At 64.1% G+C, this 25272-nt stretch carries 23 protein-coding genes; 11 read left to right on the forward strand and 12 right to left on the reverse strand.

Annotated features, from left to right (window positions below; all coding sequences use genetic code 11):
- Nucleotides 1–17 precede the first annotated feature (17 nt).
- Together miaB and HY836_RS09960 are read left to right on the forward strand one after the other, a co-directional pair.
- Nucleotides 18–1421, forward strand: coding sequence for a tRNA (N6-isopentenyl adenosine(37)-C2)-methylthiotransferase MiaB (gene miaB / locus HY836_RS09955; RefSeq protein WP_290675948.1), 1404 nt, complete (start codon nt 18–20; stop codon nt 1419–1421).
- Between the two features lie 134 nt (nt 1422–1555).
- A complete protein-coding gene (locus tag HY836_RS09960) occupies nt 1556–2674 on the forward strand; it encodes an HD domain-containing phosphohydrolase (RefSeq protein ID WP_290675950.1) in 1119 nt (372 codons plus the stop codon).
- On the opposite strand, the gene bioF is transcribed toward HY836_RS09960, so the two are convergent.
- Genes bioF through HY836_RS09975 form a run of 3 tightly spaced genes read right to left on the reverse strand, consistent with a single transcriptional unit; the run spans nt 2659 to nt 6110 of the window.
- Nucleotides 2659–3891, reverse strand: a complete 1233-nt coding sequence (bioF, locus tag HY836_RS09965; protein WP_290675952.1) for an 8-amino-7-oxononanoate synthase — start codon at nt 3889–3891, stop codon at nt 2659–2661. The two genes, HY836_RS09960 and bioF, sit on opposite strands and share 16 nt — an antisense overlap.
- A 9-nt stretch (nt 3892–3900) precedes the next feature.
- Nucleotides 3901–5121, reverse strand: coding sequence for a PLP-dependent aminotransferase family protein (locus HY836_RS09970; RefSeq protein WP_290675954.1), 1221 nt, complete (start codon nt 5119–5121; stop codon nt 3901–3903).
- Complete coding sequence (locus HY836_RS09975) at nt 5118–6110, reverse strand: DMT family transporter (RefSeq protein ID WP_290675956.1); 993 nt, start codon at nt 6108–6110, stop codon at nt 5118–5120. The genes HY836_RS09970 and HY836_RS09975 overlap by 4 nt, the downstream gene beginning before the upstream one ends.
- A gap of 125 nt (nt 6111–6235) precedes the next feature.
- Here HY836_RS09975 and HY836_RS09980 point away from each other — a divergent pair, with 125 nt between their 5' ends.
- Complete coding sequence (locus HY836_RS09980; RefSeq protein ID WP_290675958.1) at nt 6236–7654, forward strand: PLP-dependent aminotransferase family protein; 1419 nt, start codon at nt 6236–6238, stop codon at nt 7652–7654.
- A gap of 15 nt (nt 7655–7669) precedes the next feature.
- Here the strand turns inward: HY836_RS09980 and nhaR are convergent, their stop codons facing one another.
- On the reverse strand, nt 7670–8575 hold the full coding sequence (gene nhaR, locus HY836_RS09985) for a transcriptional activator NhaR (RefSeq protein WP_290675960.1): 906 nt from the start codon (nt 8573–8575) through the stop codon (nt 7670–7672).
- 101 nt (nt 8576–8676) lie between these two features.
- On the opposite strand from nhaR, the gene HY836_RS09990 reads away from it, so the two are divergent.
- Together HY836_RS09990 and HY836_RS09995 are read left to right on the forward strand one after the other, a co-directional pair.
- Nucleotides 8677–9081, forward strand: coding sequence for a hypothetical protein (locus HY836_RS09990; protein WP_290675962.1), 405 nt, complete (start codon nt 8677–8679; stop codon nt 9079–9081).
- A 79-nt stretch (nt 9082–9160) separates the two neighbouring features.
- Complete coding sequence (locus HY836_RS09995) at nt 9161–9817, forward strand: Bax inhibitor-1/YccA family protein (RefSeq protein WP_367114673.1); 657 nt, start codon at nt 9161–9163, stop codon at nt 9815–9817.
- Nucleotides 9818–9824: 7 nt separating this feature from the next.
- Here the strand turns inward: HY836_RS09995 and HY836_RS10000 are convergent, their stop codons facing one another.
- On the reverse strand, nt 9825–10871 hold the full coding sequence (locus HY836_RS10000) for a nitronate monooxygenase (protein WP_290675966.1): 1047 nt from the start codon (nt 10869–10871) through the stop codon (nt 9825–9827).
- Nucleotides 10872–11107: 236 nt separating this feature from the next.
- Here HY836_RS10000 and HY836_RS10005 point away from each other — a divergent pair, with 236 nt between their 5' ends.
- Nucleotides 11108–12754, forward strand: a complete 1647-nt coding sequence (locus tag HY836_RS10005; protein WP_290675967.1) for a GMC oxidoreductase — start codon at nt 11108–11110, stop codon at nt 12752–12754.
- Here the strand turns inward: HY836_RS10005 and HY836_RS10010 are convergent, their stop codons facing one another.
- Nucleotides 12755–15181, reverse strand: a complete 2427-nt coding sequence (locus tag HY836_RS10010) for an ATP-binding protein (protein WP_290675969.1) — start codon at nt 15179–15181, stop codon at nt 12755–12757.
- A 151-nt stretch (nt 15182–15332) separates the two neighbouring features.
- Here HY836_RS10010 and HY836_RS10015 point away from each other — a divergent pair, with 151 nt between their 5' ends.
- On the forward strand, nt 15333–16643 hold the full coding sequence (locus HY836_RS10015; RefSeq protein ID WP_290675971.1) for a sugar ABC transporter substrate-binding protein: 1311 nt from the start codon (nt 15333–15335) through the stop codon (nt 16641–16643).
- Here HY836_RS10015 and HY836_RS10020 read toward each other — a convergent pair.
- Complete coding sequence (locus HY836_RS10020) at nt 16634–18124, reverse strand: PLP-dependent aminotransferase family protein (RefSeq protein ID WP_290675973.1); 1491 nt, start codon at nt 18122–18124, stop codon at nt 16634–16636. The genes HY836_RS10015 and HY836_RS10020 overlap by 10 nt on opposite strands.
- A 107-nt stretch (nt 18125–18231) precedes the next feature.
- Here HY836_RS10020 and HY836_RS10025 point away from each other — a divergent pair, with 107 nt between their 5' ends.
- A complete protein-coding gene (locus HY836_RS10025; protein ID WP_290675975.1) occupies nt 18232–18927 on the forward strand; it encodes a pyridoxamine 5'-phosphate oxidase family protein in 696 nt (231 codons plus the stop codon).
- A 40-nt stretch (nt 18928–18967) separates the two neighbouring features.
- Entirely contained in the window at nt 18968–19435 is a 468-nt protein-coding gene (locus tag HY836_RS10030; protein WP_290675977.1) for an OsmC family protein, read from the forward strand.
- A 33-nt stretch (nt 19436–19468) separates the two neighbouring features.
- On the opposite strand, the gene bioD is transcribed toward HY836_RS10030, so the two are convergent.
- Genes bioD through HY836_RS10055 form a run of 5 tightly spaced genes read right to left on the reverse strand, consistent with a single transcriptional unit; the run spans nt 19469 to nt 22959 of the window.
- Entirely contained in the window at nt 19469–20167 is a 699-nt protein-coding gene (bioD, locus tag HY836_RS10035; RefSeq protein ID WP_290675979.1) for a dethiobiotin synthase, read from the reverse strand.
- A gap of 16 nt (nt 20168–20183) precedes the next feature.
- The gene (gene bioA, locus HY836_RS10040; protein ID WP_290675981.1) at nt 20184–21599 is read right to left on the reverse strand and encodes an adenosylmethionine--8-amino-7-oxononanoate transaminase; all 1416 of its coding nucleotides are present in this window, start codon (nt 21597–21599) and stop codon (nt 20184–20186) included.
- Between the two features lie 36 nt (nt 21600–21635).
- Nucleotides 21636–22007, reverse strand: coding sequence for a 6-carboxytetrahydropterin synthase (locus HY836_RS10045; protein ID WP_290675983.1), 372 nt, complete (start codon nt 22005–22007; stop codon nt 21636–21638).
- Nucleotides 22008–22022: 15 nt separating this feature from the next.
- Entirely contained in the window at nt 22023–22685 is a 663-nt protein-coding gene (gene queE / locus HY836_RS10050; protein WP_290675985.1) for a 7-carboxy-7-deazaguanine synthase, read from the reverse strand.
- A 4-nt stretch (nt 22686–22689) separates the two neighbouring features.
- Nucleotides 22690–22959: a hypothetical protein gene (locus HY836_RS10055; RefSeq protein ID WP_290675987.1), complete on the reverse strand. Its 270-nt coding sequence runs from the start codon at nt 22957–22959 to the stop codon at nt 22690–22692.
- 166 nt (nt 22960–23125) lie between these two features.
- Here HY836_RS10055 and hemA point away from each other — a divergent pair, with 166 nt between their 5' ends.
- Both hemA and HY836_RS10065 read left to right on the forward strand, forming a co-directional pair.
- On the forward strand, nt 23126–24490 hold the full coding sequence (gene hemA, locus HY836_RS10060; RefSeq protein WP_290675989.1) for a glutamyl-tRNA reductase: 1365 nt from the start codon (nt 23126–23128) through the stop codon (nt 24488–24490).
- Between the two features lie 8 nt (nt 24491–24498).
- The coding region (locus HY836_RS10065) for a PCRF domain-containing protein (protein ID WP_290675993.1) at nt 24499–25272 on the forward strand (774 nt) is incomplete at its 3' end.

Raw genomic sequence — 25272 nt, forward strand, 5'->3', positions numbered from 1 at the left:
CGAAGAAGAAGTTCGCCATGAGTTCCCTGCCCGCCTCCAACACGCCCACAGATCAGGCCGCTGACACGTCCACCGCTGGCAAGAAGGTCTATATCAAGACCTATGGTTGCCAGATGAACGAGTACGACTCGGACAAGATGTCCGACGTCATGAACGCCGCCAAGGGCTACACGCCCACCGACAACCCTGAAGAAGCCGACCTGATCCTGTTCAACACCTGCTCCATCCGCGAGAAGGCACAAGAAAAAGTGTTCAGCGACCTGGGGCGCGTCAAGCACCTCAAGGCCAAGGGCGTGATGATCGGCGTGGGCGGCTGCGTGGCCAGCCAGGAAGGCGCCTCCATCATCGAGCGTGCGCCTTATGTGGACGTGGTGTTCGGCCCGCAAACACTGCACCGCCTGCCCGCCATGCTGGAAAAGCGCCAGCGCTCCAAACGCCCCCAGGTGGACATCAGCTTCCCCGAAATCGAGAAGTTCGACCACCTGCCGCCGCCTCGCAAGGAAGGCGCTTCGGCCTTCGTGTCCATCATGGAAGGCTGCTCCAAGTACTGCAGCTACTGCGTGGTGCCTTACACGCGTGGCGAAGAAGTCTCGCGCCCGTTTGACGACGTGCTGACCGAGGTGGCCGATCTGGTCGACCAGGGCGTCAAGGAAATCACCCTGCTGGGACAGAACGTGAACGGCTACCGCGGCAAGATGGGTGACACGGCCGAGATCGCCGACTTCGCCACCCTGGTCGAGTACGTTGCCGAGATGCCGGGCCTGGAGCGCATCCGCTTCACGACCAGCCACCCCAACGAGTTCGGCCAGCGCCTGATCGATGTGTACGGCAAGACCGACAAGCTCGTGAACCATGTGCACCTGCCCGTGCAGCACGGCTCCGACCGCATCCTCATGGCCATGAAACGCGGCTACACCACGCTCGAATACAAGAGCACCATCCGCAAGCTGCGCGCCGTGCGCCCTGACATCCGCCTGTCGACCGACTTCATCGTCGGCTTCCCCGGTGAAACCGATGAAGACTTCGACAAGCTGATGAAACTCGCCACCGACATCGAGTTCGACGCCTCCTTCAGCTTCATCTTCAGCGCCCGCCCCGGCACGCCCGCTGCGGCCCTGGAAGACACGACGCCGCACGAGGTCAAGCTCAAGCGTCTGCAAACATTGCAAGCCTATCTGGACGGCAATGTGCAGCGCTACGGCGAAGAGCTGGTGGGCAAGACGCAGAAGATCCTGGTCGAAGGCCCCAGCCGCAAGGACCCCAGTGAACTGATGGGCCGCACCGAGTGCAACCGCATCGTCAACTTCGCGGCAGGCCCCACGCAGGCACTGCGCGAACGGCTGATCGGCCAGTTGATCGAGGTGAACATCACCAAGGCCTTCCCGCACTCGCTGCGGGCTGAGTTGAACCTGAAAAGCTGAATCTGAAGGGGTTTCGCCAAGACATACCGTGACGTAGTTGGCGATCCCGCCTTAAAGCGAGGGTTTTGGTTCTTTCACTTTTTGACTTTGTGGCCGAAATTCAGGGCACCACTGTCACTTGCGATCGGACCGACATGAAGCTCCTGCGCCTGTGCGCTCATCAGGTTCGCCTCAATGAGCCCCTGCCCTGGAACGTGCGCAACGAACCCGGTCACCTGCTGCTGGGCAAAGGCTTCTTGCTGACGGACCAGGCCCAGATCGACTCGCTCATGGAGCGCGGCGTCTTTGTCGACCAGGACGAGTACGAGGCCCATCAGCGCGAGTTGAAGGCGGCACAGGCCCGCAAGGACCCCTTCACCCTGTGGGCCAACATCCTCAAGCGCACGGGCCACTTGCTGCGCAACCACAAGGACAACCCCCAGTTCGCGAAAGAGCTGGGTGACCTCTCGATCCAGATCCAGGGGGCCATGAAGGAAGACGTCAACGCAGGCACCTTCGAGATGGTCTATGGTGACCCGACGGGCTACGCGGTATCGCACTCCTTGCAAACGGCTTTTGTGGCGGCATTGGCCGCCGAACGCTTTGGCTGGAACGAGAACGACCGCACCACCTTGATACGTGCAGCCTTGACGATGAACATCGCCATGCTGGACATGCAGAACGCGCTGACGCAACAAGCCACGCCCCTGACACCGCAACAACGCGCCGAGATTGACGCCCATCCGCTCAAAGGCAGGCTGATCCTGGAGTCCTCGAACGTGAGTTGCCAGGACTGGCTCAGGACAGTGCAGGATCACCACGTCACCACCGATGGGCGCGGCCTGCCGCAGGACCGCAAGGACTTCAGCCAGTTGGCCTGCATGATCCACTACACCGATGTGTATCTGGCCAAGCTCAGCCCACGTGCCAATCGCCCGGCCATTGCCGTCAACGTGGCGGCGCGCGAGCTGTATCTGAAGTCAGGCGGCGCCGACAACCCCTATGCGGCAGCCATCATCAAGGAGATGGGCATCTTCCCGCCCGGCTCCTTCGTGAAGCTGGCCAATGGCGACACGGCCGTGGTGCTGCGCCCGGGCGAGACAGCCAATACACCGCAGGTGCACAGCCTCATCAGCTCGGACGGCTGGGTGTTCCCCGACACCAAACCACGCGACACGGCCAAGCCTGAATTCAAGGTCGTGGCCGCCGTGCCCCGAGGCAACGTGATGATGCGACTCAACCGCCAGAAGCTGTTCGGTTACGCCACGGCCTGAGCCAGCGCCTCACACAAGCGGTCAACCTGCTCGAACGTGTGCGCCGCTGACAGCGAAATACGCAGTCGTGCCGTGCCTTCGGGCACCGTGGGCGGCCGGATGGCCGGCACCCACACACCCAGGCTGTCGAGTTTGGCCATCACCGCCAGCGCATCCTCATTGCTGCCGATGATCAGCGGTTGAATCGCCGTATCGGATGGCAACAAAGTCCAGGGCAGGTGCGCCGCCTTCACGCCGGCTTGCAGGCGCTGCTGCAAGGCGCGCAGATGCGCACGCCGCTGGGGCTCATCACGCATCACCATCAAGGCTGCACGCAGGGACTCGGCAATCATGGCCGGGGCCGCCGTGGCGAACATATAGGTGCGCGCCTTCTGCATGATCCACTCGACCAGGCTGGGTTCACCCGCCACAAACGCCCCCGCCACACCAGCAGCCTTGCCCAGTGTGGCCATGTAGATCAGGCGATCCAGCCGCCCTTGCCAGGCAGGAGCCACCCCGTTGACGCCCGCGATACCGTGATACGACAAGGTGCCTTCCCCCTGTTCGCCCAGCACGCCGAACCCATGGGCATCGTCGATCATCAACCAGGCGTCGTAGCGTTCACACAAGGCCAGCAAGGCCGGCACATCGGCCACATTGCCGTCCATGCTGAACACCGCATCCGTCACCACCAGCTTGCGGCGCGCGGTAGAGGTCTTCAAGGCGGCTTCCAGCGCACCCATATCCGCATGAGGCAACACATGGGACTCGGCGCGTGACAGGCGAATGCCGTCGATCAGGCAGGCGTGGTTGAGCGCATCGGAAAACACCGCATCGCCCTTGCCCACAAGCGCAGGAATGGCCCCCACATTGGCCGCATAGCCCGCATAGAAATACAAAGCGCGTGGCAGCCCCACCATCGCGGCCAGCTCCTGCTCCAGCGCCTCATGCGCCGGGCTGTGCCCGCACACCAGCGGTGAAGCCGTGGCGCCCACGCCGTAACGCGCGGCCGCCTGCTGCGCTGCGGCAATCAGCGCGGGATGCTGTGACAGGCCCAGATAGTCATTGCTGCCAAAGGACAGGCGCTGCTGCCCATCGATCAGATAGGTGGTGCCGCGCAAGGCTTCATCAGAGGGGGCCAGCTCGGCAGGCGCCACGCATGGCGCGACCTGCCGGCGTTTACGCTGGAGATGCGCCGCCTGCAGGCGAGCCAGCTCCTGTTCGAACAATGCAGTCATCCTGCAAGGTTAACAGGACCTCCGGCCTTTGCGACGCAGGTGTTCGGCCAGGCGGGCCACCGCATCGTGAATCTGCGCCACGGACAGCGTCACGAAAGACAGGCGCATTTGCTGACGCGATGCCAGCGTCGCGTCAACGTAGAACGCTGAACCCGGCACATAGGCCACGCCTTGCTCAACGGCGTCAGGCAAGGAAGCCGCCGCATCGAAACCATCGGGGCCTTGCACCCAGAAGAACATGCCGCCTTGGGGCACCTGCCAGAGGCAGCCATCGGGCAAATGGTGCGTCAAGGCCTGCGCCATCGCATCACGCTGCGCCTTGTAGCGCTGGCGCACGGACGCCACATGGGCATCAAGATCGAAGCCATCGGCCAGCAACTGCAGCACCAGGCGCTGATTGAAGCCTGGCGTATGCAGATCACTGGCCTGCTTGGCCTGCAACAGGCGCGCACGCAAGGCCAGGGCACCCGGTGCCTCATCCGGTGGCGTCACCACGTAGCCGATGCGCAAGCCTGGCGCCAGCACCTTGGACAAGGAGCCCAGGTACACCGTCTGATGCGGCGCGCTGGCCGCGATGGGTGCTGGCGGTAGCGCGTCGTACCACAGCTCACCGTAAGGGTTGTCTTCGATGAGCGTGACGCGGTGGGCCCGCAATGCAGCGGCCATGGCCGCACGCCGGTCTGCATCGATCGCGTGGCCAGTGGGGTTCTGAAAGCTCGGGACCAGATAAGCCGCGCGCACCGGCACGTTGATCGCATTCCGAGGCTGCAGGGCTTGAGGATCCGGGCCTTGCGCATCCGCCAGCCAGGGCCTGTAAGCCGGCTCATAAGCTGAGAAGGCCTGCAATGCGCCCAGATAGGTCGGCTGCTCGACCAACACCTCGCTGCCTGGATCGATCAAGACCTTGCCCAGCAGATCCAGCCCCTGCTGAGAGCCCGTGGTCACCAGCACCTGCTCGGGCCGTACCGGCCAGTGCGGCAGGCTCACCCGCCGCGCGATCCATTCACGCAAGGGCATCAGCCCTTCGCTGTTGGCGTACTGCATGGCTTGCGCCCCCTGGGTGCGCCACACACGCTCGCTCGCTTGCGCCAGAGCATCCAGCGGGAAGCTGTCGGGCGATGGCAAACCACCGGCCAGCGACAACACGCCCGGGCGCTCGGTCAGCTTGAGGATTTCACGGATCGCGGAAGATGTCATCTGCTGCGTGCGGGCAGCCAGGGTCAGGCTCATGAGGCACTCGTTGGAGAAGAAGCGTAAGACGCAGAGGAAGGTGAAGAGGATCCGGAGGCAGCCAGACGCTGCCCCACCAGCACGATCACCAGCACTGATGCGGCAAACAACCAGGCATTCATGGGTACAGCCTCACCCAGTACGCCGGCCGAGATCAACATCGCCAGCAAAGGCTGCAGCAACTGCAACTGGCTCACACGCATGGCGTCCCGGGCCAGTGCCGCATACCAGAGGAAAAAGCCCAACCAGGTAGAACACACGGCCACATAGGCCAGCCCCAACCAGGCCGACAACTGGATCTGATCACCAGCCTGGGCGAGGCTGTGGATGTCGGATGGCCACCAGTACACCGCCAGCGTCGCCGTCAAGGGCCAGGCCAGCACCAGCGACCAGGACATCACCTGCGCCGAAGGCATCTGCCTGGCCAGGCGTGCGCCCGCCACATACGCCACCGACGCGCCCATCATGCCCAGCACCAGCGCACCATCGGCCAGCAGCGTGAGGTGGGCCGATGTGGATTGACCGCCAGAAGATGTCCAGGCGAACACGCCCATCACCATGGCCCCCGCCATGCTGGCCAGCCAAAAGCCCAGGCGCGGCCTGTGCCCCAGCCACCAGGCCGCCAGCGCCGCCGTGCACAGTGGCAAGAGCCCGGTGATCACCGCCGCATGAGAAGCCGGCACGATGCGCACCGCCCAGCCCATGCCCAGCGGAAAGCCCATCACCCCACCCAGCACGATGCCCAGCAACCAGGGCCGGTGCGAGCGGTCAGGCCAGCTCGCCCTGGCCCACAGCAGGTGCAGCATCGCCAGCACGCCCGCCAGCGCCGCTCGGGCACTGGCCACGAACAGCGGTGGCCATTGCGGATCGCTCAGTGAGCCATTGGCCAGACGGGTCATGGGCAAGGTCATGGCGAACAACAAGACGGCCATGAGGCCCAGCGCCCTGGGCCACCAGTGGCGGCCTTGAAACGCAAATGTCACTTGCATGGTGGTGTTCATGTATGGCAATGTAGACACCAACACCAATACAGCACCAACACAGATCAACACATCAGCCAACACACTGTACTGGCCACACCACCAACACAGCGCGACCATCCAGCCGATACACCATGAGCAGCCCCGCCCTGACACGCGACAGCGACCAGACCCTCACCGAGCAACTGGCGCAGCGATTTGCCGACCGCATACGCCAGCACTGGCTCGCCCCGGGAAGCAAGCTGCCATCGGTGCGCGAATGCGCCAGAACACATGATGTGAGCACCTACACGGTCGTGGCCGCTTACGATCAGCTCCTGGCACAAGGCCTGATCGAGGCCCGCAGCCAGCGCGGCTATTTCGTCCGGCAGACACCACGTGCGGTGGCCGAGCCCACGCCGGGCGACACCAAACCTCACCCATTCCAGCCCAGCACCCCGCTGGACGCCACCACCCTGATTCGCGGCCTGTTCCACGAGCCGGGCGCACGCCCCATGCCGGGGCTGGGCACACTGCCACCAGCCTGGCTGGACGCGAGCATGCTGGGCGCAGCCCTGCGCCGTGTCACCCAAGGCGACAAGCTGCTGCCATTGACCCTGCATTACGGCGAGCCAGCCGGTGACGCGCGCTTTCGGCGTGCCATGAGCATGCGCCTGGCCGAATACCAGCTCCAGGTCGATGCCGACCAGATCGTCACCACCTTGGGCGCCACACAGGCACTCGATCTGGTCACGCGCACCTTGCTGCAACCGGGCGATGCCGTGTTGGTCGACGAGCCGGCCTGGCCTGTTGAATTCGCGCGCCTGGCGCAGCTGGGCCTGCGCGTGCTGCCCATACCTCGAGGCGCGGAAGGCCCCGACCTGGATGTGATGCACAAGCTCGCCCAGGCGCATCAACCCAAGCTGTACGTGACCGTGTCCGTGCTGCACAACCCCACCAGCGCCATGCTTTCGCCCGGCCACGCTCACCAGGTGCTGCGCCTGGCCGAGACCCACAACTTCCACATCCTGGAGGACGATATCTACGGCTTCCTGGCACCGGCCCACGCCACCCGGCTGAGCGTGCTGGACAAACTCCAGCGCGTCATCATGGTGGGCAGCTTCTCCAAGATCCTCACGCCCAGCTGGCGCGTGGGCTACATCGCCGCGCCCACGCACCTGGTGGAGCGCATCACCAACACCAAGCTGCTGACCTCACTGACGACCCCGCCCATACTGGAGCAGGCCATCGCCCTGTGCCTGGAGCAAGGCCAGTTGCGGCGCTTCAGCGAGCGGGTCATCCAACAGCTTGATGCCGCACGCGCACGCACCGTCCAGCTGGCACGCCAGGCGGGCTGCCGCTTTGCGTCGGAGCCACAGGGCCTCTTCGGCTGGGTTGATACAGGGATGGACACGGAGCGTCTGACCATTCCCATGCTGGACGCGGGCTGGCTGATTGCCCCAGGTGCCTTGTTTTACGCGCAGCGCCGCCCATCCACGCTCATGCGCATCAACTTTGCCTCGTCGCAAGACGCCAAGTTCTGGCGCGCCATTCAGGCGCAACGCAGCAAGTGAGACTGACTGTGTGGCTCACCGACTCCAGGCTGCGAACAAACCTTCACGCGCAGCCTGGGTGATGGCCACCACCCCAGGGTGAGTCAATCGACGCTCCACCGTGATCACATAGTAGGACTCGATCAGGTCGGTCGCTTCACCCAGGCGTTTGACGCCGTATTGCGCCTGCATGGACTCATCCAGCACCATGGGCGCCATGAACACCCCATGCCCGAGATGGCCCAGTGCCATGGGCATGGCACTGTCGTCAAATTCACCCACCATGTGCGGCTTCAACTTGTGCCCGCCCAGCCACTGCCCAAGACGCATGCCCAGCGCAGAGTCCGAGGCGGGCGCCAACAATGGCGCCCCATCCAGGCACGCTGGAAAGCCCTTCTTGAGCTTGCCTGCCAGGGCCTTGCTGGCATAGAAACCCACCGTGGCACCGCCCAGACGGTGATTGAAGGCATGCACGCTCATGTCCTGCGGCAGGGGGCGGTCTGACAGCACCAGATCCAGCCTGTGCACGGCCAGCTCGGCCAGCAAGCTGTCGAGCTTCCATTCCCTGCAGATCACCTTGAAGGGCTGCTGGTGCTGCAAAGCCGGCTCAAGCAGGCGGCAGGCCACCAGCTTGGGCACGGCATCCGCAATGCCCACGCGCAGCTCCAGCGGCCTGGGTGTGCCGCGCGGCTGACGCACAACCTGGTCCAGCTCCTCACCCAGGTGAAAAATGTCACGGGCGTAGCTGTAAGCCAGTTGCCCCGTCTCGGTCAGCTCCAGCTTGCGGCCCTTCTTCTGAAAGAGCGGCCGACCGAAGTGGTCTTCCAGCAGCTGAATCTGCCCGCTGACCGTCTGAGGCGTCACATGCAGGTGTTCGCTGGCCTTGACCACGCCACCCAACCTCGCCACGGCCCAGAAGTACTGCAGGTGCTTGTAGTTCATTTCGATTTTCCCGAACAGTTCGAATCAGAATTTCGAATTTACGCGAAGTATAGGTTTTCGTACATTGAGTCTGTCATCCACTCACAAGCAAGGACCTCATCATGCGCGTGTTCATCCAGACCCAAGGCCTGATCCTGTCTCGCGAAGACAGCGAGCACATCCGCCAACGTCTGCGTCAACTGCTGGGCCGCTTCGGAGACAAGGCCATTGGCGCCACCCTGCACTTGAAGGACATCAACGGCCCACGCGGCGGCGAAGACAAGGATTGCCAACTGGTGATCGAACTTGAAGACACCACCACGGTGGTGCGTGACCGAGGCCACCAGATCCGCGCGATGGTTGATCGTGCGCTGCATCGCGCCTCGCATGCACTGAGCAAGCAGGTCGAGCGCATCCGCGATCGCCCCCTGCGCGCGCCGCATCTGGGCAAAGGCAGAACACCGGGCCGCAACCGCCGCATGGAGCGGGCTTTCAACGCCTTGAGTCCAACGCCGGACCTGACCTGATCCCACTCGTTTTCAAATTGCAACCAAGAAGGAACACATCATGAACCGCGACAGTCACTCCACAGCCCAGGCCATTCGCATGCCCGTGAACATGGGCGCCGTGGTCGACGTCAACGCCAGTCGGCGCGTGCTGCGCAACACCTACGCCCTGCTGGGCATGACGCTGGCTTTCAGCGCTGCCGTGGCGGGCACCGCCATGAGCCTGAACCTGCCCGCGCCTGGCATGTTGCTGACGCTCGTCGGTTTCTATGGTCTGTTCTTCCTGGTGCACAAGCTCTCGAACAGTGGCTGGGGCGTGGCCGCCGTGTTCGGCCTGACGGGTTTCATGGGCTACACCCTGGGCCCGCTGCTCAACTCGGTGCTACAGATGCCCAATGGTGGCGCGGTGATCACCAACGCGTTGGGCGCCACGGCCGTCGCCTTCATCGGCTTGTCCGCCGTGTCGCTCACCACGAAGAAGGACTTCAGCTTCATGGGCAAGACCTTGTTCGTGGGCACGCTGATCGCGATGGTGCTGGGCCTGGGCGCCGTGTTCTTTGAGGTGCCCGCCTTGAGCCTGGCGGTGTCGGCGATGGTGGTCCTGCTGATGAGCGGCATGATCCTGTTCGAGACCAGCCGCATCGTCAACGGTGGCGAGACCAACTACCTGATGGCCACCGTGAGCCTGTTCGTCTCGATCTACAACATGTTCACCAGCTTGCTGATGCTGTTCGGCATTGGTAGCCGCGACGAATAAGCAGCCCCTAGTCTGCCGCGTTGATCAGGCCGGACACGTTGGACACCACAGTCCGCGCCTGAGACATCACACGGTCCACGATCTCGGCCACGCTGGCCACATCGTGGACCAGGCCTTGAGACTGGCCGATCAATTGCACGCCATCCACGTGATTGCCCTCGTGGATGGCTTTTCTCATGGCCAGGGTGGCCGCACCAAAGTAGGCTACCTTCACGGCACCCACCAGGCCCTGCCCCATCGCGTCCTTGGCCAGCGCCGTGAGCGGTGTGTTGAGCTCACGCGCGGCGGCCAGCGAACGGCCGATGGCCACAGGCGGGCTGAGCTTGCGCGCCGTGTATCTGCGGCCACCAGGCGTGCGCATCACGCGGCACGGGAAGGTGTCGAAGTTGCTCGAAAAGATGGTCTCTTCGGCTTCCTTGTCCAAAATAAGCTGCTTGGTGTCCGCGTGAACCGGGCTTTCCTTGGAACTGGCAAAGCGCGTGCCCATGGCCACGGCGTCAGCGCCCAGTGACAAGGCCGCCACCAGGCCACGCCCATCGGCAAAACCACCGGCCGCGATGATGGGCAGATCCGTCATGTCGCGCACGGCGGGGATCAGCACCATGGACGTCACCTTGCCGCCATGCGCCGCCGCTTCATGGCCCGTCACGATCAGGCCATCCACACCGGAGTCAATGGCCGAGCGCGCGTGCTTCTCGTTGGAGATGGTGGCGATCACCTTGCCCCCATAGGCCTTGACGCCTTCGATCACCCATTCGCCTTTGCCCATCGACACATTGATCACGGGCACCTGTTCTTCGAGCGCCACCTTGGCACACTCGGCTGCACCCGGCAGCATGAGGCTGCACCCCACGCCGAAGGGTTTGTCTGTCAGGCGGCGGATTTCGCGAATCGCTGCGCGGCACTCTTCAGGCGACAAGGCACCCGAGGCCAGGATCCCCAGGCCGCCCGCATTGCACACGGCGGCCACCAGCGACGGTACGGCGATGTAGGTCATGCCGGGCAGCACGATGGGGTGCTGGATGCCCAGCATCCGGGTCAGGCGTGTTTTCATGGCGATAGCAGCAAGTTGGGCAAGGCGGATGGCGAAGTCGGCGGGACTCTATCACCGTCACACAAGGGCATACGTTCATCCCAGGGGGGCAACCCTCAGGCAGCACGGCGACAATTGTCGGCTGAACGACACTAAATCGACCCTCGCTTAAGGGATGGCACAGGGAATACCAAATCACGATCAACCCTGCGCATTCAACATAATTCATTCAACTGTTTCACGGAGTTCCTGATCTCATGCTGTCACGCCGCCGCTTCCTGGGTACCGCTGCCTTGCAATCTGCTGCTGCACTGGGCCTGTCCTGTATCTCGCTGCCCAGCCAGTCCTCGGCCGCACGCAGCTTCAATGACGCCATGGCTGCGCCCAAAAAGGGCTTGGGGCAGTTGGGCCGCGTGCCGGCCCTGGTGATCGGCACGGGTTATGGCGGCGCCGTCACGGCCCTGCGCTTGGCCGAGGCTGGTGTGCCCGTGGTCATGCTGGAAATGGGCCGTCTGTGGACGCAACCGGGCAGCGATGGCAAGGTCTTCACCAAAACCCTCTCGCCCGACGGCCGCGCCATGTGGTTCAAGGACAAGACCGAAGCGCCGCTCAAGACCTTTCTCGGCCTGGACGTCATCAACAAGAAGATCCCGCGCTATGCCGGCGTGCTCGATCGCGTCAACTACGACGAGATGTCGGTGTACGTGGGCCGCGGCGTGGGCGGCGGCTCGCTGGTCAACGGCGCCATGGCCGTGACGCCACCCCGCTGGTACTTCGAGCAGATGCTGCCTGGCGTGGATGCCAACGACATGTACGGCACCTACTTCCCGCGGGCCAACGCACTGCTGGGGGTCAACCAGGTGGACCCGGCCTGGTTCGAGACCGCCGCCTGTTACCGCTACGCCCGGGTGTCACGCGCTGCAGCAGCGCAATCGGGCTACAAGACCGTATTCGTACCCAGCGTGTATGACGCCAAATACATGGAGGCCGAGCTGGCCAACAAGGTGCCCCGTTCGGCCCTGGCACAAGAGGTGATCTACGGCAACAACAACGGCAAGCTCAGCCTGGACAAGACCTATCTGGCTGATGCGGTGGGCACGGGCCGCGTCACCATCTACACACTCAGCGAAGTGCGCCGCATCGAGCAGCAGGCCAATGGCGACTACCTGCTCACCGTGCGCCAGATCGACGAATTGGGCAATGTGCTGGGCACGCATCAGATCAGCTGCGGCAAGCTCTTCCTGGGCGCAGGCAGCCTGGGCACCACCGAGTTGCTGGTGCGCGCGCGTGACACCGGCACCCTGCCCAAGCTGGGCGCCCAGGTGGGTCAAGGCTGGGGCCACAACGGTAACGTGATGACGGCGCGCGCCAACCACATCTGGAACCCCACGGGCGCGGTGCAATCGACCATGCCGGCCATGGGCATCAACGACTGGTCCAACCCCACCAACCCGGTGTTTGCCGAGATCACGCCTTTGCCGACAGGCTTCGAGAACTGGGTCAGCATGTACCTGGCCATCACGCGCAACCCCGAGCGCGGCTACTTCCAGTACGACGCGACCACCGACACCGCCCGCCTGCGCTGGACGCGCGCGCAGAACGCCGTCACCGTCAACTCGGCCAAACAGATGTTCGACAAGATCAACAGCAAGCAAGGCACTGTCTACCGCACCGACCTGTTCGGTGGCGGCAAGGCCTTCGCCGATGACTTCTGCTACCACCCACTTGGCGGCTGCGTGCTGGACATCGCCACCGACAACATCGGCCGTGTCAAGGGCTATCAGAATCTGTACGTGACCGACAGTGCGCTGATCCCGGGCAGCATTGGTGTGAACCCCTTCGTGACGATCACGGCCCTGGCCGAACGCAATATCGAGCGCGTACTGGCGCAGGACTTCGTGTGATCAAGCCTCACCGGACCGGGGAAGCTTGATCACCTCAGCGCTGTGGCGTTGCCCGGCGCCGCGCAAGGCGAACCAGTGCAGCAAGGTCTGGTAGAGCGCCTGCGTGTCGATGGGCTTGGAAAGATGGCCGTTCATGCCGGCGGCCATGCAGGCGTCTTTTTCTTCCTGCAAGACGCTGGCCGTCATCGCCACGATGGGCAGCGAGCGGTGATCGGGCAACAAGCGGATGGCGCGAGTCGCTTGCAAGCCATCCATCTCGGGCATGTGCATGTCCATCAGCACCAGGTCAAAGGCCTGCTGCTGTAGCAGCGACAGGGCTTCCACCCCATTGCGGGCAGGCGTCACATTCACACCGGCCATGGCCAGCAACTCCATGGCCAGCGCGCTGTTGATGGGATTGTCCTCAGCTAACAGCACACGTGCGCCCGCGTGGTTCTGCTTCAGCAGGCTGATGGCCTCATCGGCTGACAGGGGAGCGCAAGCCTCATCGACATCCGTGGCTGAAGGTGCGTGCGCCGCATGCAGCCTGATGCGACACCAGAACACACTGCCCTGCCCGACCTGACTGCGCACACCGATGCGCCCCTCCATGAGCTCCACCAGGCTACGCGTGATGGCCAGTCCCAGCCCCGTACCACCAAACCGACGCGTGGTCGAGTCATCAGCTTGCACGAAGGCATTGAACAGCTTGCTGGCCTGTTCGGCAGAGATGCCCACCCCGGTGTCCTGCACCTCGATCAACAAGTTGACCTCGTCGTCGGTCAGCGACTCCGGCTTGACCACCAGCGTCACCTGCCCTCTCTCGGTGAACTTCACGGCGTTGCTCAACAGGTTGATCAACACCTGGGACAAGCGCACCGCGTCGCCACGCACGCGTTGAGGGCAGCCATCCGAGCTGACAAGCAAGGACAGCTTCTTTTCCCGAGCCTTGTCCGACACCATGGCCACGGCCTTGTCCATCAACTCGATCAGATCGAAGTCTTCCTGCGTCAACGTGAACATGCCGGCCTCGATCTTGGACAGATCCAGGATGTTGTTGATGATGTCCAGCAGGTGCTCGGCCGCTTCATGTACGGTGTTCAGCCTTTCGGCTTGCCCCGTCAGCATGGGCCCTTGCTGCATCAGATAGGTGACCCCCATGATGGCATTCATGGGGGTGCGGATCTCGTGGCTCATGTTGGCAATGAAGGCGCTCTTCGCGCGGGTGGCGGCCTCGGCCTTGTCGCGTGCCGACTGCAACTGTTCGGTGCGCTGCGCCACGGTTTCTTCAAGGTGATCCCGGTAGGTGGACAGCTCGCTCATGCGAGCCTCCAGGCGGCCATGCATGTCGTGCAGGGCCCTGGACAAAGACTCGATTTCATCGGCCTGGCGACCGCCCAGATCGAATTGCGCGGGCTCGCCTTCGCGCAAGCTGGCTGCTGCTTTTGCCAGGGCATCCAGCGGGCGGGTGATGCGCCCCGCCAACCACCAGCTGATCAACATGAACAAGCCCGACCCGATCAAACCCAGCAGCAGCATGCGCTGCCAAAGTTTGGTGGCAGGGCCATAGGCCATATCAGGATTCTGGCGCAGCACCAGCAACAAGGGTGGTTTGCCCTCGCGCTCGGTCCAGCGCACAGGAGCCACCGCTGTCAGTTGTTCGCCGATATCGGGCCAGTTGATCAACCTCGCTACCGCGTGGATCTTGAGGTCATCGAGCCCTGCTGGGTTGAGCTTCTTGCCCAACAAGGGCAAGGGCCCCACGGTCACATCACCATCCGGCGTGAGCAACAAGGTATGCGCCAGGCTGTCGTCCTGCGCAACCATGACGCTGTGCATGTCACGCACCCAGCGCCAGTTGAGCATGCCCACGATCACGCCGATCTTGCGCCCCTCGTAGTCCAGAACCGGCACGGCCATGTCGATCAACTGCACCGGACGACCATCCACATCGAGAGGCAGGTAATCAGCCAGTGGCCCAGCGGCCTGAGGCTTGCCCAGCCAGGGGGCCAGCATGCCCGATACAAACCAGGCTTGCGCAGAGAAATCCTGGCTCTCCAGCCGGGCGCCCGTGGCTGTCACCACCACACCCTTTGCATCGGTCAAGGCCAGCCATTCAAACTCAGGGCGACTGGCCTTGACGCGCTCCAGCGCAAGCCGCATGTCCCCCGCATCCAGCAAGCCACTGGCCACTTCGGGCCGCTGCGCCAGTTGGGTGATGTCGCGCTGCCGCTCAGCCAGTGCCAGCGACACCACCTGTCCCAGCACACTGGCCTCCCGGCGCGCCGCCTCGCTGACAGCCTGTTGCAGTTGCTGGCGTTGATCCTGCGCCAGCCAGAACGACAGCAGCACGGCAAAGATGACCCCGCTGAGGCCCGTGACCCAGGCCAATCGTGCACGCACGCTGCGGTGGGGCAGATAAGGTTGCAATCTATCCAGCGCTGTCATGATGCCGGGCTGTCGTCCGTGATGCTGTGTTCGCGAATGTACGGATGTGGCGCCGCACGATGCGCCTCCACAATCCCTGACCACATACCGCTTTGGCGTACAACCCAGGCCCAAGGCGTTGGTGACCATCATAAACACACGGAGCAGGTTCATGGCTAATGGTCGTCTGGCGACCTTGTTGGCGGGTGTGATCTGGATCACACCCTGGGCGACGCACGCCACCGAACTGGTGATTGCCACGGTCAACAACGGGCACATGATCACCCTCCAGAAGATGTCAGGGGAGTTCGAGCGCGCACACCCGGACGTCAAGCTGAAGTGGATCACGCTGGAAGAGGGTGTATTGCGTCAGCAGGTCACGCGAGATGTCACAACGAAAGCGGGGCAATTCGATGTGATGACCATTGGCGCTTACGAGGCACCCATCTGGGCAAAAAAGGGTTGGATCAGGCCACTGACGCCATCCCCCGGCTACGAGGTGGCCGACTTGCTGGCCCCGATCCGACAATCGTTGAGCGTCTCAGGCCAGCTCTACGCCTTACCCTTTTACGGCGAAAGCTCCATGACCATGGTGCGCACCGACCTGCTCAAGGCTGCTGGCCTCAAACTGGGCGCTGCCCCCACGTGGGCCCAAATCCACCACGCTGCAGAGAAGCTGCATGCCCCTGACAAAGGGGTCTATGGCATCTGCCTGCGGGGCAAACCAGGCTGGGGCGAGAACATGTCACTGATCACCACCATGGTCAACACCTTTGGCGGACAGTGGTTCAACATGAGTTGGCAACCCCAGCTTCAAACGCCAGCCTGGCGCAACGCGGTGACGCTCTACGCCGATCTGCTCAACCAGTTCGGCCCTCCGGGCGCAGCCGCCAACGGCTACAACGAGAACCTGGCCTTATTCATGGATGGTCGCTGCGCCATCTGGGTCGATGCCACCGTGGCAGGCGGCTTCGTCAACCGCGCGGAGAGCTCAAAGGTGGCGGGAAAGGTGGCCTTCCTGCAGGCGCCAGTGGCGGCAACCCCCAAAGGCGCCCATTGGGTCTGGACCTGGGCCCTGGCCATCCCGACATCGTCCAGCAAGGCACAAGCGGCGCAGCGCTTCATGGAGTGGGCCACATCCAGAGACTACATCCGCCTGGTTGCCGAACGCGAGGGCTGGGACGCCGTGCCATCCGGCACCAGACAATCCACCTACGCCTCACCGCAGTTCAGGCGGGCCAACCCACATGCCCTGGTCGAGCAGCGGGCCATCTCCACAGCCAATCCGCAAGATGCCACCTTGCCCCGCTCACCCTACACGGGCATCCAGTGGGCGTCGATTCCAGAGTTCCAGGCCATCGGCACGGCAGTGGGGCAAGAGATCAGCGAGTTACTGCAAGATCCTGTCAGCGTGGATGAAGTGCTGAGCAAGTCGCAACAGATTGCCGACCGCAAGATGCGCGCAGCGGGCTACTACCGCTGAAGGCGGGCCACCGCCAGCGCCTCTACCAGGCGCTTGACGGCCCCTTCCATCCGGGCTTGTGGCGTGTTGGCATAGCCCATGACCAGGCCGTTGAAGCCTGACACGCCACCCGTGCCATACATGGCCAGTGGCCGAGGGCTGAGACCCAGCGCATACGATGCATGGGCCAGGCTTGTATCCTGCACCGCATCGGGCCCCTCCGAGGGCAGACTCAGCACCAGGTGCATACCTGCCTGCCCGCCCAGCACCTGTCCTGACAAAGGCCACTGGCGCGCCAGCGCTTCGCGCAGGGCAGCCTGTCGTTCTGCGTACAGCTTGCGCATCTTGCGCAGATGACGGGTGAAGTGCCCTTCATCGATGAACGCGGCCAGCGCACGTTGTTCGAATGGTCGGCCACGTCGCACCAACTCTCCCACCACGCCAGCAGCACGGTCAGCCAGCGCTTGCGGCCACACGATGAAGCCCAGACGCAAGGCGGGGAACATGGATTTGCTGAAAGTGCCGAGATAGACCACAGGGGCATCATCCACCTGGCCTTGCATGGCGGCCAGCGGCGGGCCGTCGTGCCGGAACTCGCTGTCGTAGTCGTCCTCCAGAATCCACGCGCCCGCCTGACGCGCTTGCTCGATCAGGCGCAGGCGCCGTGGCAAGGTCAGCACGGCACCTAAAGGGTACTGATGCGAGGGCGTCGTGTAAATCATGCGCGGCGGCTTGTCGCGCCACCAGGCCTCAGGCGGCGCGATGCCGTCGGCGTCCACCGTCACGGGTACCACGTTCAATCCCGCCTGCACGAACGCGGTACGGGCGCCGCCGTAGCCGGGGTGCTCGATCCACACTGTGTCTCCCACGTCTGCCAGGATGTGCGCACACAGTTCCATGCTGTGCTGGGTGCCATCGGTGATGGTGACCTGATCGGCGTGGCAGCGCACACCACGTGCCGCACGCAGGTAGGTGGCAATGGCCTGGCGCAGATCCGGCTCGCCCACGGCATGGCGATAGCCCAAGTCCAGCGTGCTGCCTTGCCGCAAGGCGCGATCACACAAGCGCTGCCACGTGGGCAAGGGAAAGGCATCCAGCGCAGGCATACCGGGCATGAAGGGCCGCAAGTCATCCTCGGGCAGGCGGCGACGGTCACACTGGCGCACACGCTGAGACACCAAGGCAGTGGCATCAAGCAAGGCCGGCGCGCGCACCCTCGATGCCGACACCGCAGAAAACGCAGCCACCACCGTGCCTTGTCGACTGGGTTGCACATAACCTTCTGCGGCCAGCTGTTCGTAAGCGTGGATCACGCCATTGCGCGCCATGGCCAGGTCCCGCGCCAGATCCCGGCTGGAAGGCAGCACGGCGCCTGCCTGCAGCCGGCCCTGAGCAATCGCGTCGCGCAAGGCTTCGTACAGGACGCGCTGCAGCGCCTGTCGCTTCTTGATGGCCTGGGCTTTGAGGCGCTTCCCGTCCAGCAGCAAGTGCAGATCGGCCATGTGGTCGTGGCTCCATGAATTTGGTTGATCGTGGTTCTTTGCATGGTGCCAGAAATTCTCTATCGTTCACGCACTGATCACACACAAGACCTGTAAGGGACACCGTCATGCAAGCCAACCACACGCCTGATTCAGAACCGCCTCAAGCTGTGCCACCCAGCAACCGGACACGCGTCAGGCGCGCGGCAGAACGGGCTCACTACGATGCGCCCACCGTGCATGCCATCGTGGACGATGCCTGGCTCTGTCACGTGGCCTTCGCCTGCCCTGACGTGCTGTGCCTGCCCACCACCTGCTGGCGCGTGGACGACATGCTCTACATCCACGGCTCCAACGGCAGCCGCATGATGAAGCACCTGGCCAGTGGTGCGCCCGCCTGCGTCACCATCACGCACCTGGATGGCCTGGTGATGGCCCGCTCGGCCTTTTCGCACTCGATGAACTACCGCTCGGTGGTGGTGCATGGCGCTTTTGAAGTGGTGGCGGACGAAGACAAACCCGCCGTGCTGCACGCGCTCATGGAGCACATTGCGCCGGGCCGTGGCCATGACAGCCGCGAGCCGGATGCCAATGAGCTGAAAGCCACCACCGTGTTGGGCATCCCCCTGCATGAATCGGCCGCCAAGATCCGCAACTGGGGCCCGCGCGACAACGAAGAAGACCTGAACCTGCCGCACTGGGCCGGCGTGCTGCCTTTGATGACCCAACGCCTGCCAGCCGTCACGCACCCGGACAGCCGCTCGCCCGTGCCGGGCTACATTGCGGACTGGCTGACCCAGGCACAGCCACCCGGCATGATCTGAGATCAACGCTTGCACACCAACCAAACAGGAAGGAAACCGCATGGCCCACCGCTACACCGCCGAGACCATCTGGCACCGGGGCGATCAGCCCTTCACCGACAAACGCTACAGCCGCGCTCACCTGCTGCGCTTTGACGGCGGCATCGAGGTGCCGGGCTCGTCTTCGCCGCTGTCCGTCCCTCTGCCCATGTCCATCGAAACCGCCGTGGATCCGGAAGAGGCTTTCGTGTCGGCCATATCCAGTTGCCACATGCTGTGGTTCCTGTCGATCGCCTGCCAGCAAGGCCTGGTGGTCGACTCGTATCACGATGCAGCCGAAGGGGTGATGACGCGCAATGAACAAGGCCGCATGGCCGTGACCCACGTGACACTGCGGCCGCGCATCGTGTTCGCCGGCACGGCGCAGCCCGACGCCGATGCGGTGATGACGATGCACCACCAGGCCCATGAGGCCTGTTTCATCGCCAACTCGGTGAAAAGTGAGATCGTGGTCGAGCCGCGCACCTGAGGTTTGCGCGCTCAAGCGCCAACCGGCACCCGATCAGGGCAAGCGCATGGACTGCGCCAGTTCGGCCGGATCAGCCTGCGGATCCCAGCCCCAATGCGCCAGCATGGGGGCCTGCAGATGCGCCTTCAGGGTTGCCAGGTTGGCGGCCTGCTCGGCCATCTGGGGATCGACCACATTGGCCACCCAACCCGCCAGGGTCAGGCCACGCGACAGAATGGCCTCCTGCGTCAGCAAGGCATGGTTCAGGCAGCCCAGCCGCACGCCCACCACCATGATCACGGGCAGCCACAGGCGCTGCGCCAGATCCGCGCTGGTCTCGAAACAACCGGGCTTCTCGCACAGGGGCACGATGAAGCCCCCGGCCCCTTCCACCACCACCGCATCGGCGTGTTGCTGCAAGGCATGGAAGCTGGCCTCGATGTGGGACAGATCGATCTCGGTGCTCGCCAGCCTGGCCGCGATGTGCGGCGAGGCAGCCACCGGCAAGGCATACGGGTTGTCGAACGACGAGGGCACATGCAGGCTGGAGGCCGCGCGCAAGGCCACCACATCCTCGTTGAGCCATTGGCCAGGATGCCCGTCGGCGCCGTCGATCCAATCGCAGCCAGCCGCCACAGGCTTCATGCCGACCACGCGCGCATGCCCGGCGTTGCGCAAGGCATGGATCAAGGCCGCACTGGTGCGGGTCTTGCCCACGCCCGTGTCGGTTCCGGTGATGAAGTAAGCGGTCATGGTCAGTCAGGCGGAATCAAGGCACAGGCACCATGGGTGCGGGTGAGGCAGGCAGGCCTTCGATGTCGGCCAGCACCTGATCCAGCACGCGCAACATGCCATCAGCCAGGAAGTGCTGATCAGCCTCGCTCAGCACATAGGGTGGCATCACATACAGCGTAGAACCAATCGGGCGCAGCAGCAAGCCGGCGTCCATGGCAGCACGGTGGTATCGCGATGCAAAGGTGGGCTCGGTCGTGTCCACGTCCCAGGCCCAGATCATGCCGATGTGGCGCGTGGCCTTTATGCGCGGGTGCTGACGCAAAGGCTCGGTCATCGCCGTGAAGCGCGCGGCAGACACGCGGTTGCGAGCCAGCACATCCTGGCCATGTTCGTCACGCGCCGCAAAGGTATCGAGCACGGCCAGGGCCGCACGGCAGGCCAGCGGGTTGCCGGTGTAAGAGTGCGAATGCAGGAAGCCATGCACCACGCGGTCATCCCAGAAGGCGGCGTACACATCGTCGGTCGTGAGCACCGCTGACAAGGGCATCACGCCACCGGTCAGGCCCTTGCTCAGGCAGATGAAATCAGGCTTCACATGGCGGCCATCGGGCAACACGGCCTGCTGGTGCGCGAACATGGTGCCGGTGCGGCCAAAGCCCACGGCGATCTCGTCGGCGATCCAGTGCACCTGGTACTGGTCACACAAGCGGCGCACGGCCAGCAGGTATGCGGGGTCATACATGGCCATGCCCGCCGCGCCTTGCACCAGGGGCTCCAGAATCAGCGCCGCCGTGTGTTCATGGTGCTCGGCCAGGTATGCGGCCAGTGCATCAATGGCAGATTGCAGATGCGCCTGAGCCGACACACCCGGCGCCGCATGCCGCGGATCAGGCGAAGGCAAGGTAGCGCTCAAGCGCAGCAAGGGCGCGTAGGCCTCGCGGAACAAGGGGATGTCCGTCACCGACAAGGCGCCCGCGGTTTCGCCGTGGTAGCCGCCTTGCAGGCCGATGAACTGGTTCTTCTGCGCCTGGCCACGGTTGCGCCAGCTGTGCGCACTCATCTTCAGCGCGATCTCGGTGGCGCTGGCGCCGTCACTGGCGTAAAAAGCGTGGCCCAGGCCGGTCAAGGCCGCCAGGCGTTCGGACAACTCGACCACCGGTGGGTGCGTGAGCCCCGCCAGCATGATGTGATCAAGCTTGCCCAACTGGTCCGTGATCGCGTCACGGATCGGGCCGAAGTTGTGGCCAAACAGGTTGACCCACCACGACGACACGGCATCCAGGATGCGCTGTCCCTGGTCGTCTATCAGCCAGGGGCCCTCGGCGGCCACGATGGCACGCGGCGGAAAGTGCTCGTGCACCTTCATCTGCGTGCAGGGATGCCAGACGGCCTGCCGGCTGCGCTCGGCCAGATTGGAGGCCTCGGAGGAAGCCAGGGGGGAAGATGTCATAGGCGCGCAGTATGCCGCCAGTCCAGCCCGGGGAAGTCAGGCCGTAGGGCGGTAGACGCAGCGATCGCCCGCGGCGCGGGACACGGCCACGCTCGACACCTGCGGGATGTGCATCCTGGCTTGCGCATAGATGAACACGCAGAGGTTTTCCAGCGTGGGCGCGCCCAGGCCGGCTACTTCGTCCAGAAAGTGGTGATCGAGCTGCTGGCGGATGCCGGCGATCACCTCGCGCACCACGGCCAGGTCCACCACCATGCCGGATTCGGGCTGGCGTTCGCCGCGCACAAAGATTTCGGCCGTGTAGGTGTGGCCGTGGATGCGGCGGCTGCCCGCGGCCTCTTCGGCCGACACCTTGCGCTTGAGCGTGTGGGCGGCATCGAAGGAAAACGACTGACTCAACTCGAACATCTGATCTGACTTTCTTCAGCGAATACCAAGTGTCTTATGGGTCTGCACGCTGAGCAACCAGCGCGGGTGGTCCAGGCACCACTGAACCGCCCATTCCATGGCTTTTTTACGGTCCTGAGGCTGTGCGCTGTCCAGGGCCTGCACACGCATCTGCTGAAAGTCCAGCTTTTCGAAGGCCAGCAGATCGGTTTGCGTGAAGCCGGCTTGCGGCACCACCACCTTCAATTCGTGCCCGGATGTCTGCACCAGGGTCGATCCGGCCTTGGGGCTCACGCAGATCCAGTCCAGGCCCGCAGGCGCCACAATCGTGCCGTTGGTTTCGACCGCCAGCTCGAAACCTTGCGCATGCAGCGCATCGATCAGAGCCGGATCGACCTGCAACAAGGGCTCGCCGCCCGTCATCACCACAAAGCGCTGGCCTTGTGCGCCGGCCTCCGTGGCAGGCCAGAACGACGCGATACGTTCGGCCAGGGCTTGCGCCGTGTCGAACTTGCCACCGCCCAGGCCATCGGTGCCCACGAAATCGGTGTCGCAGAACTGGCAGACGGCGTTGGCGCGATCGGCCTCACGGCCCGTCCACAGATTGCAGCCGGCAAAGCGGCAGAACACGGCCGGACGGCCCGCATGCGTGCCTTCGCCTTGCAGGGTGTAGAAAATCTCTTTGACGCTGTATGTCATGGTTTCAACGCAATCCCGTCCACCAGACGGTCATGGCCGACGCCAGCACCAGACCTGTGTAGGTCAGCATGGCGCCATCGCGGCCGGTCAACAACAAACCGACGATCAGCACCGCAGCGTTGATCAAGGACGCCCATTTCACCTGGCGCAACCAGCCCGCGCTCTTGAGGGCCTTCCACCACACCAGGCGGGCGAGGCTGGGCACCAGCAAAGCCATGCCGAGCGCGGGCAAGAAGAAATTCAAAGCGTGGTTCAAAACGTCCAGAAAACCCATGGGGCTCCTCGGGCGCAGCGCCGTTTCGGAACTTGCGCTGCATCAAATCGGGCGAAGGTTCCTGGGCATATGGGAGGCGCCTGAGGGCCAAAAACCCCGTTGTTCGGACGAACCAGGTCATCCAGCCTCGTCCCAGGCAAAGAGGAGGATTTTATAATGCCGTCATATGACCGTCTTGACCCTGGGCCTGAACCACACCACAGCCGCTGTTGACCTGCGTGGTCGATTCGCGTTCGCCGTGGACCAACTGGCCCCCACACTCAAGACCTTGCACCAGCGTCTGACGGGGGCCCCGCACGCTGAAGTGGCCTTGCTTTCCACCTGCAACCGCACCGAGTTGTACTGCGCAGCCGGTGGTCTGGGCGGCCCCGCGCACGCGCTCAAACACGCTGCGGTGGACTGGCTCTCCGGCATCGGCGGCGTCAGCCATGAAGAGCTGATGCGCCACACCTATGTGCTCGAAGGCGGCCCGGCTGCGCGCCACGCCTTCCGCGTCGCCAGCGGTCTGGATTCGATGGTGCTGGGCGAACCCCAAATCCTGGGCCAGATGAAACAGGCCGTGCGCGAGGCGGATACGGCCGGCACCCTGGGCACCACCCTGCACCAGCTCTTCCAGCGCAGCTTTGCGGTGGCCAAGGAGGTGCGCACCTCCACCGAGATCGGCGCGCACTCCATCAGCATGGCCGCCGCAGCCGTTCGTCTGGCATCCCAATTGTTTGAAGACCTGGGCCGCACCAAGGTGCTGTTCGTGGGCGCTGGCGAGATGATCGAGCTCACCGCCACGCACTTCGCCGCCCGCAACCCGCGCACCATGGCTGTGGCCAACCGCACGCTGGAGCGCGGCGAAAAGCTGGCCACCCACCTGGGCGCACAAGCCATGCGTCTGGCTGACCTGCCTGATCGCCTGCACGAATTCGACATCGTCGTGTCCTGCACGGCCAGCACCCTGCCCATCATCGGCCTGGGTGCCGTCGAACGCGCCCTGAAAGCCCGCCGCCGCCGCCCCATCTTCATGGTCGACTTGGCGGTACCACGCGACATCGAACCCGAAGTCGCGCGCCTGGACGACGTCTACCTCTACACCGTCGATGACCTGTCCACCATGGTGCAGACCGCCGGCGAAAAACGTCAGGCTGCCGTTGCCCAGGCTGAAGCCATCATCGAAAGCGGCGTGCAAGGCTTCGTGCACTGGCTGGACCAGCGCACCACCGTGCCCCTGATCCAGGCCCTGCACACCCAAGCTGACTCGTGGCGTGCCGCCGAAATGGCACGCGCCCGCAAGCTGATCGCCAAGGGCGAAGACATCGAGGCCGTGCTGGAGGCCATGTCGCGCGGCCTCACGCAAAAGATGCTGCACGGCGCCATGGCCGAGCTGCACAGCGCCGACGCCAGCCAGCGCCCGCAAGTGGCCGCCGCCCTGTCCAGGCTGTTCCTGCGCGGAGAACTGGTGCCCGGCCGCAACCTCGCAGCCAGCAGCCCGCCTGACAAATCCGTGCCCGGTCGGCATGACCCATCGGGGGACAAAGCGTGAGCGCCGGTCTGGCGCCCTCGCTTGCATCATCGCTCGAACGCCTGGCTCGCCGGCTGGAGGAGCTGGATGCAGCCTTGTCCGACCCTGTGATTGCGGCCGACAACAAGCGCTTCCGTGATCTGTCGCGCGAGCACGCCGAAGTCAGCAGCGTGTGCGACCTGGCCCAGCGCCATACCCGCCGCCAGCAGGATCTGGACGGCGCCCGCCAGATGCTGGACGAAGCCGGTGACGATGCCGAGATGCGCGCCATGGCCCAGGACGAAATCACCCAGGCCGAAGCCGATCTGACCCAGCTCGAAACCCAGTTGCAGACCGCCTTGCTGCCCAAGGATCCCGACGACGCCCGCAACGCCTTCGTGGAAATCCGCGCCGGCACAGGTGGCGATGAATCCACGCTGTTTGCCGGCGATCTGGCCCGCATGTACACCCGCTATGCCGAACGGCAAGGCTGGCGCACCGAGATCCTGACGTCCAGTGAATCCGATCTGGGCGGCTACAAGGAAGTGGTGCTGCGCATCGAGGGTGCGGGCGCGAATGCCAACGTTTATGGGCAGCTCAAGTTCGAGTCCGGCGGCCACCGCGTGCAGCGCGTGCCTGTCACCGAAACCCAGGGCCGCATCCACACCAGTGCCTGCACAGTAGCCGTGATGCCCGAGCCGGACGAAACCGAGGCCATCAAGCTCAACCCGGCCGACCTGCGCATCGACACCTTCCGCGCCAGCGGCGCCGGCGGCCAGCACATCAACAAGACCGACTCGGCCGTGCGCGTGGTGCACTTGCCC

The sequence above is a fragment of the Aquabacterium sp. genome (genome assembly GCF_016234775.1).
Classification (GTDB): domain Bacteria; phylum Pseudomonadota; class Gammaproteobacteria; order Burkholderiales; family Burkholderiaceae_C; genus Aquabacterium.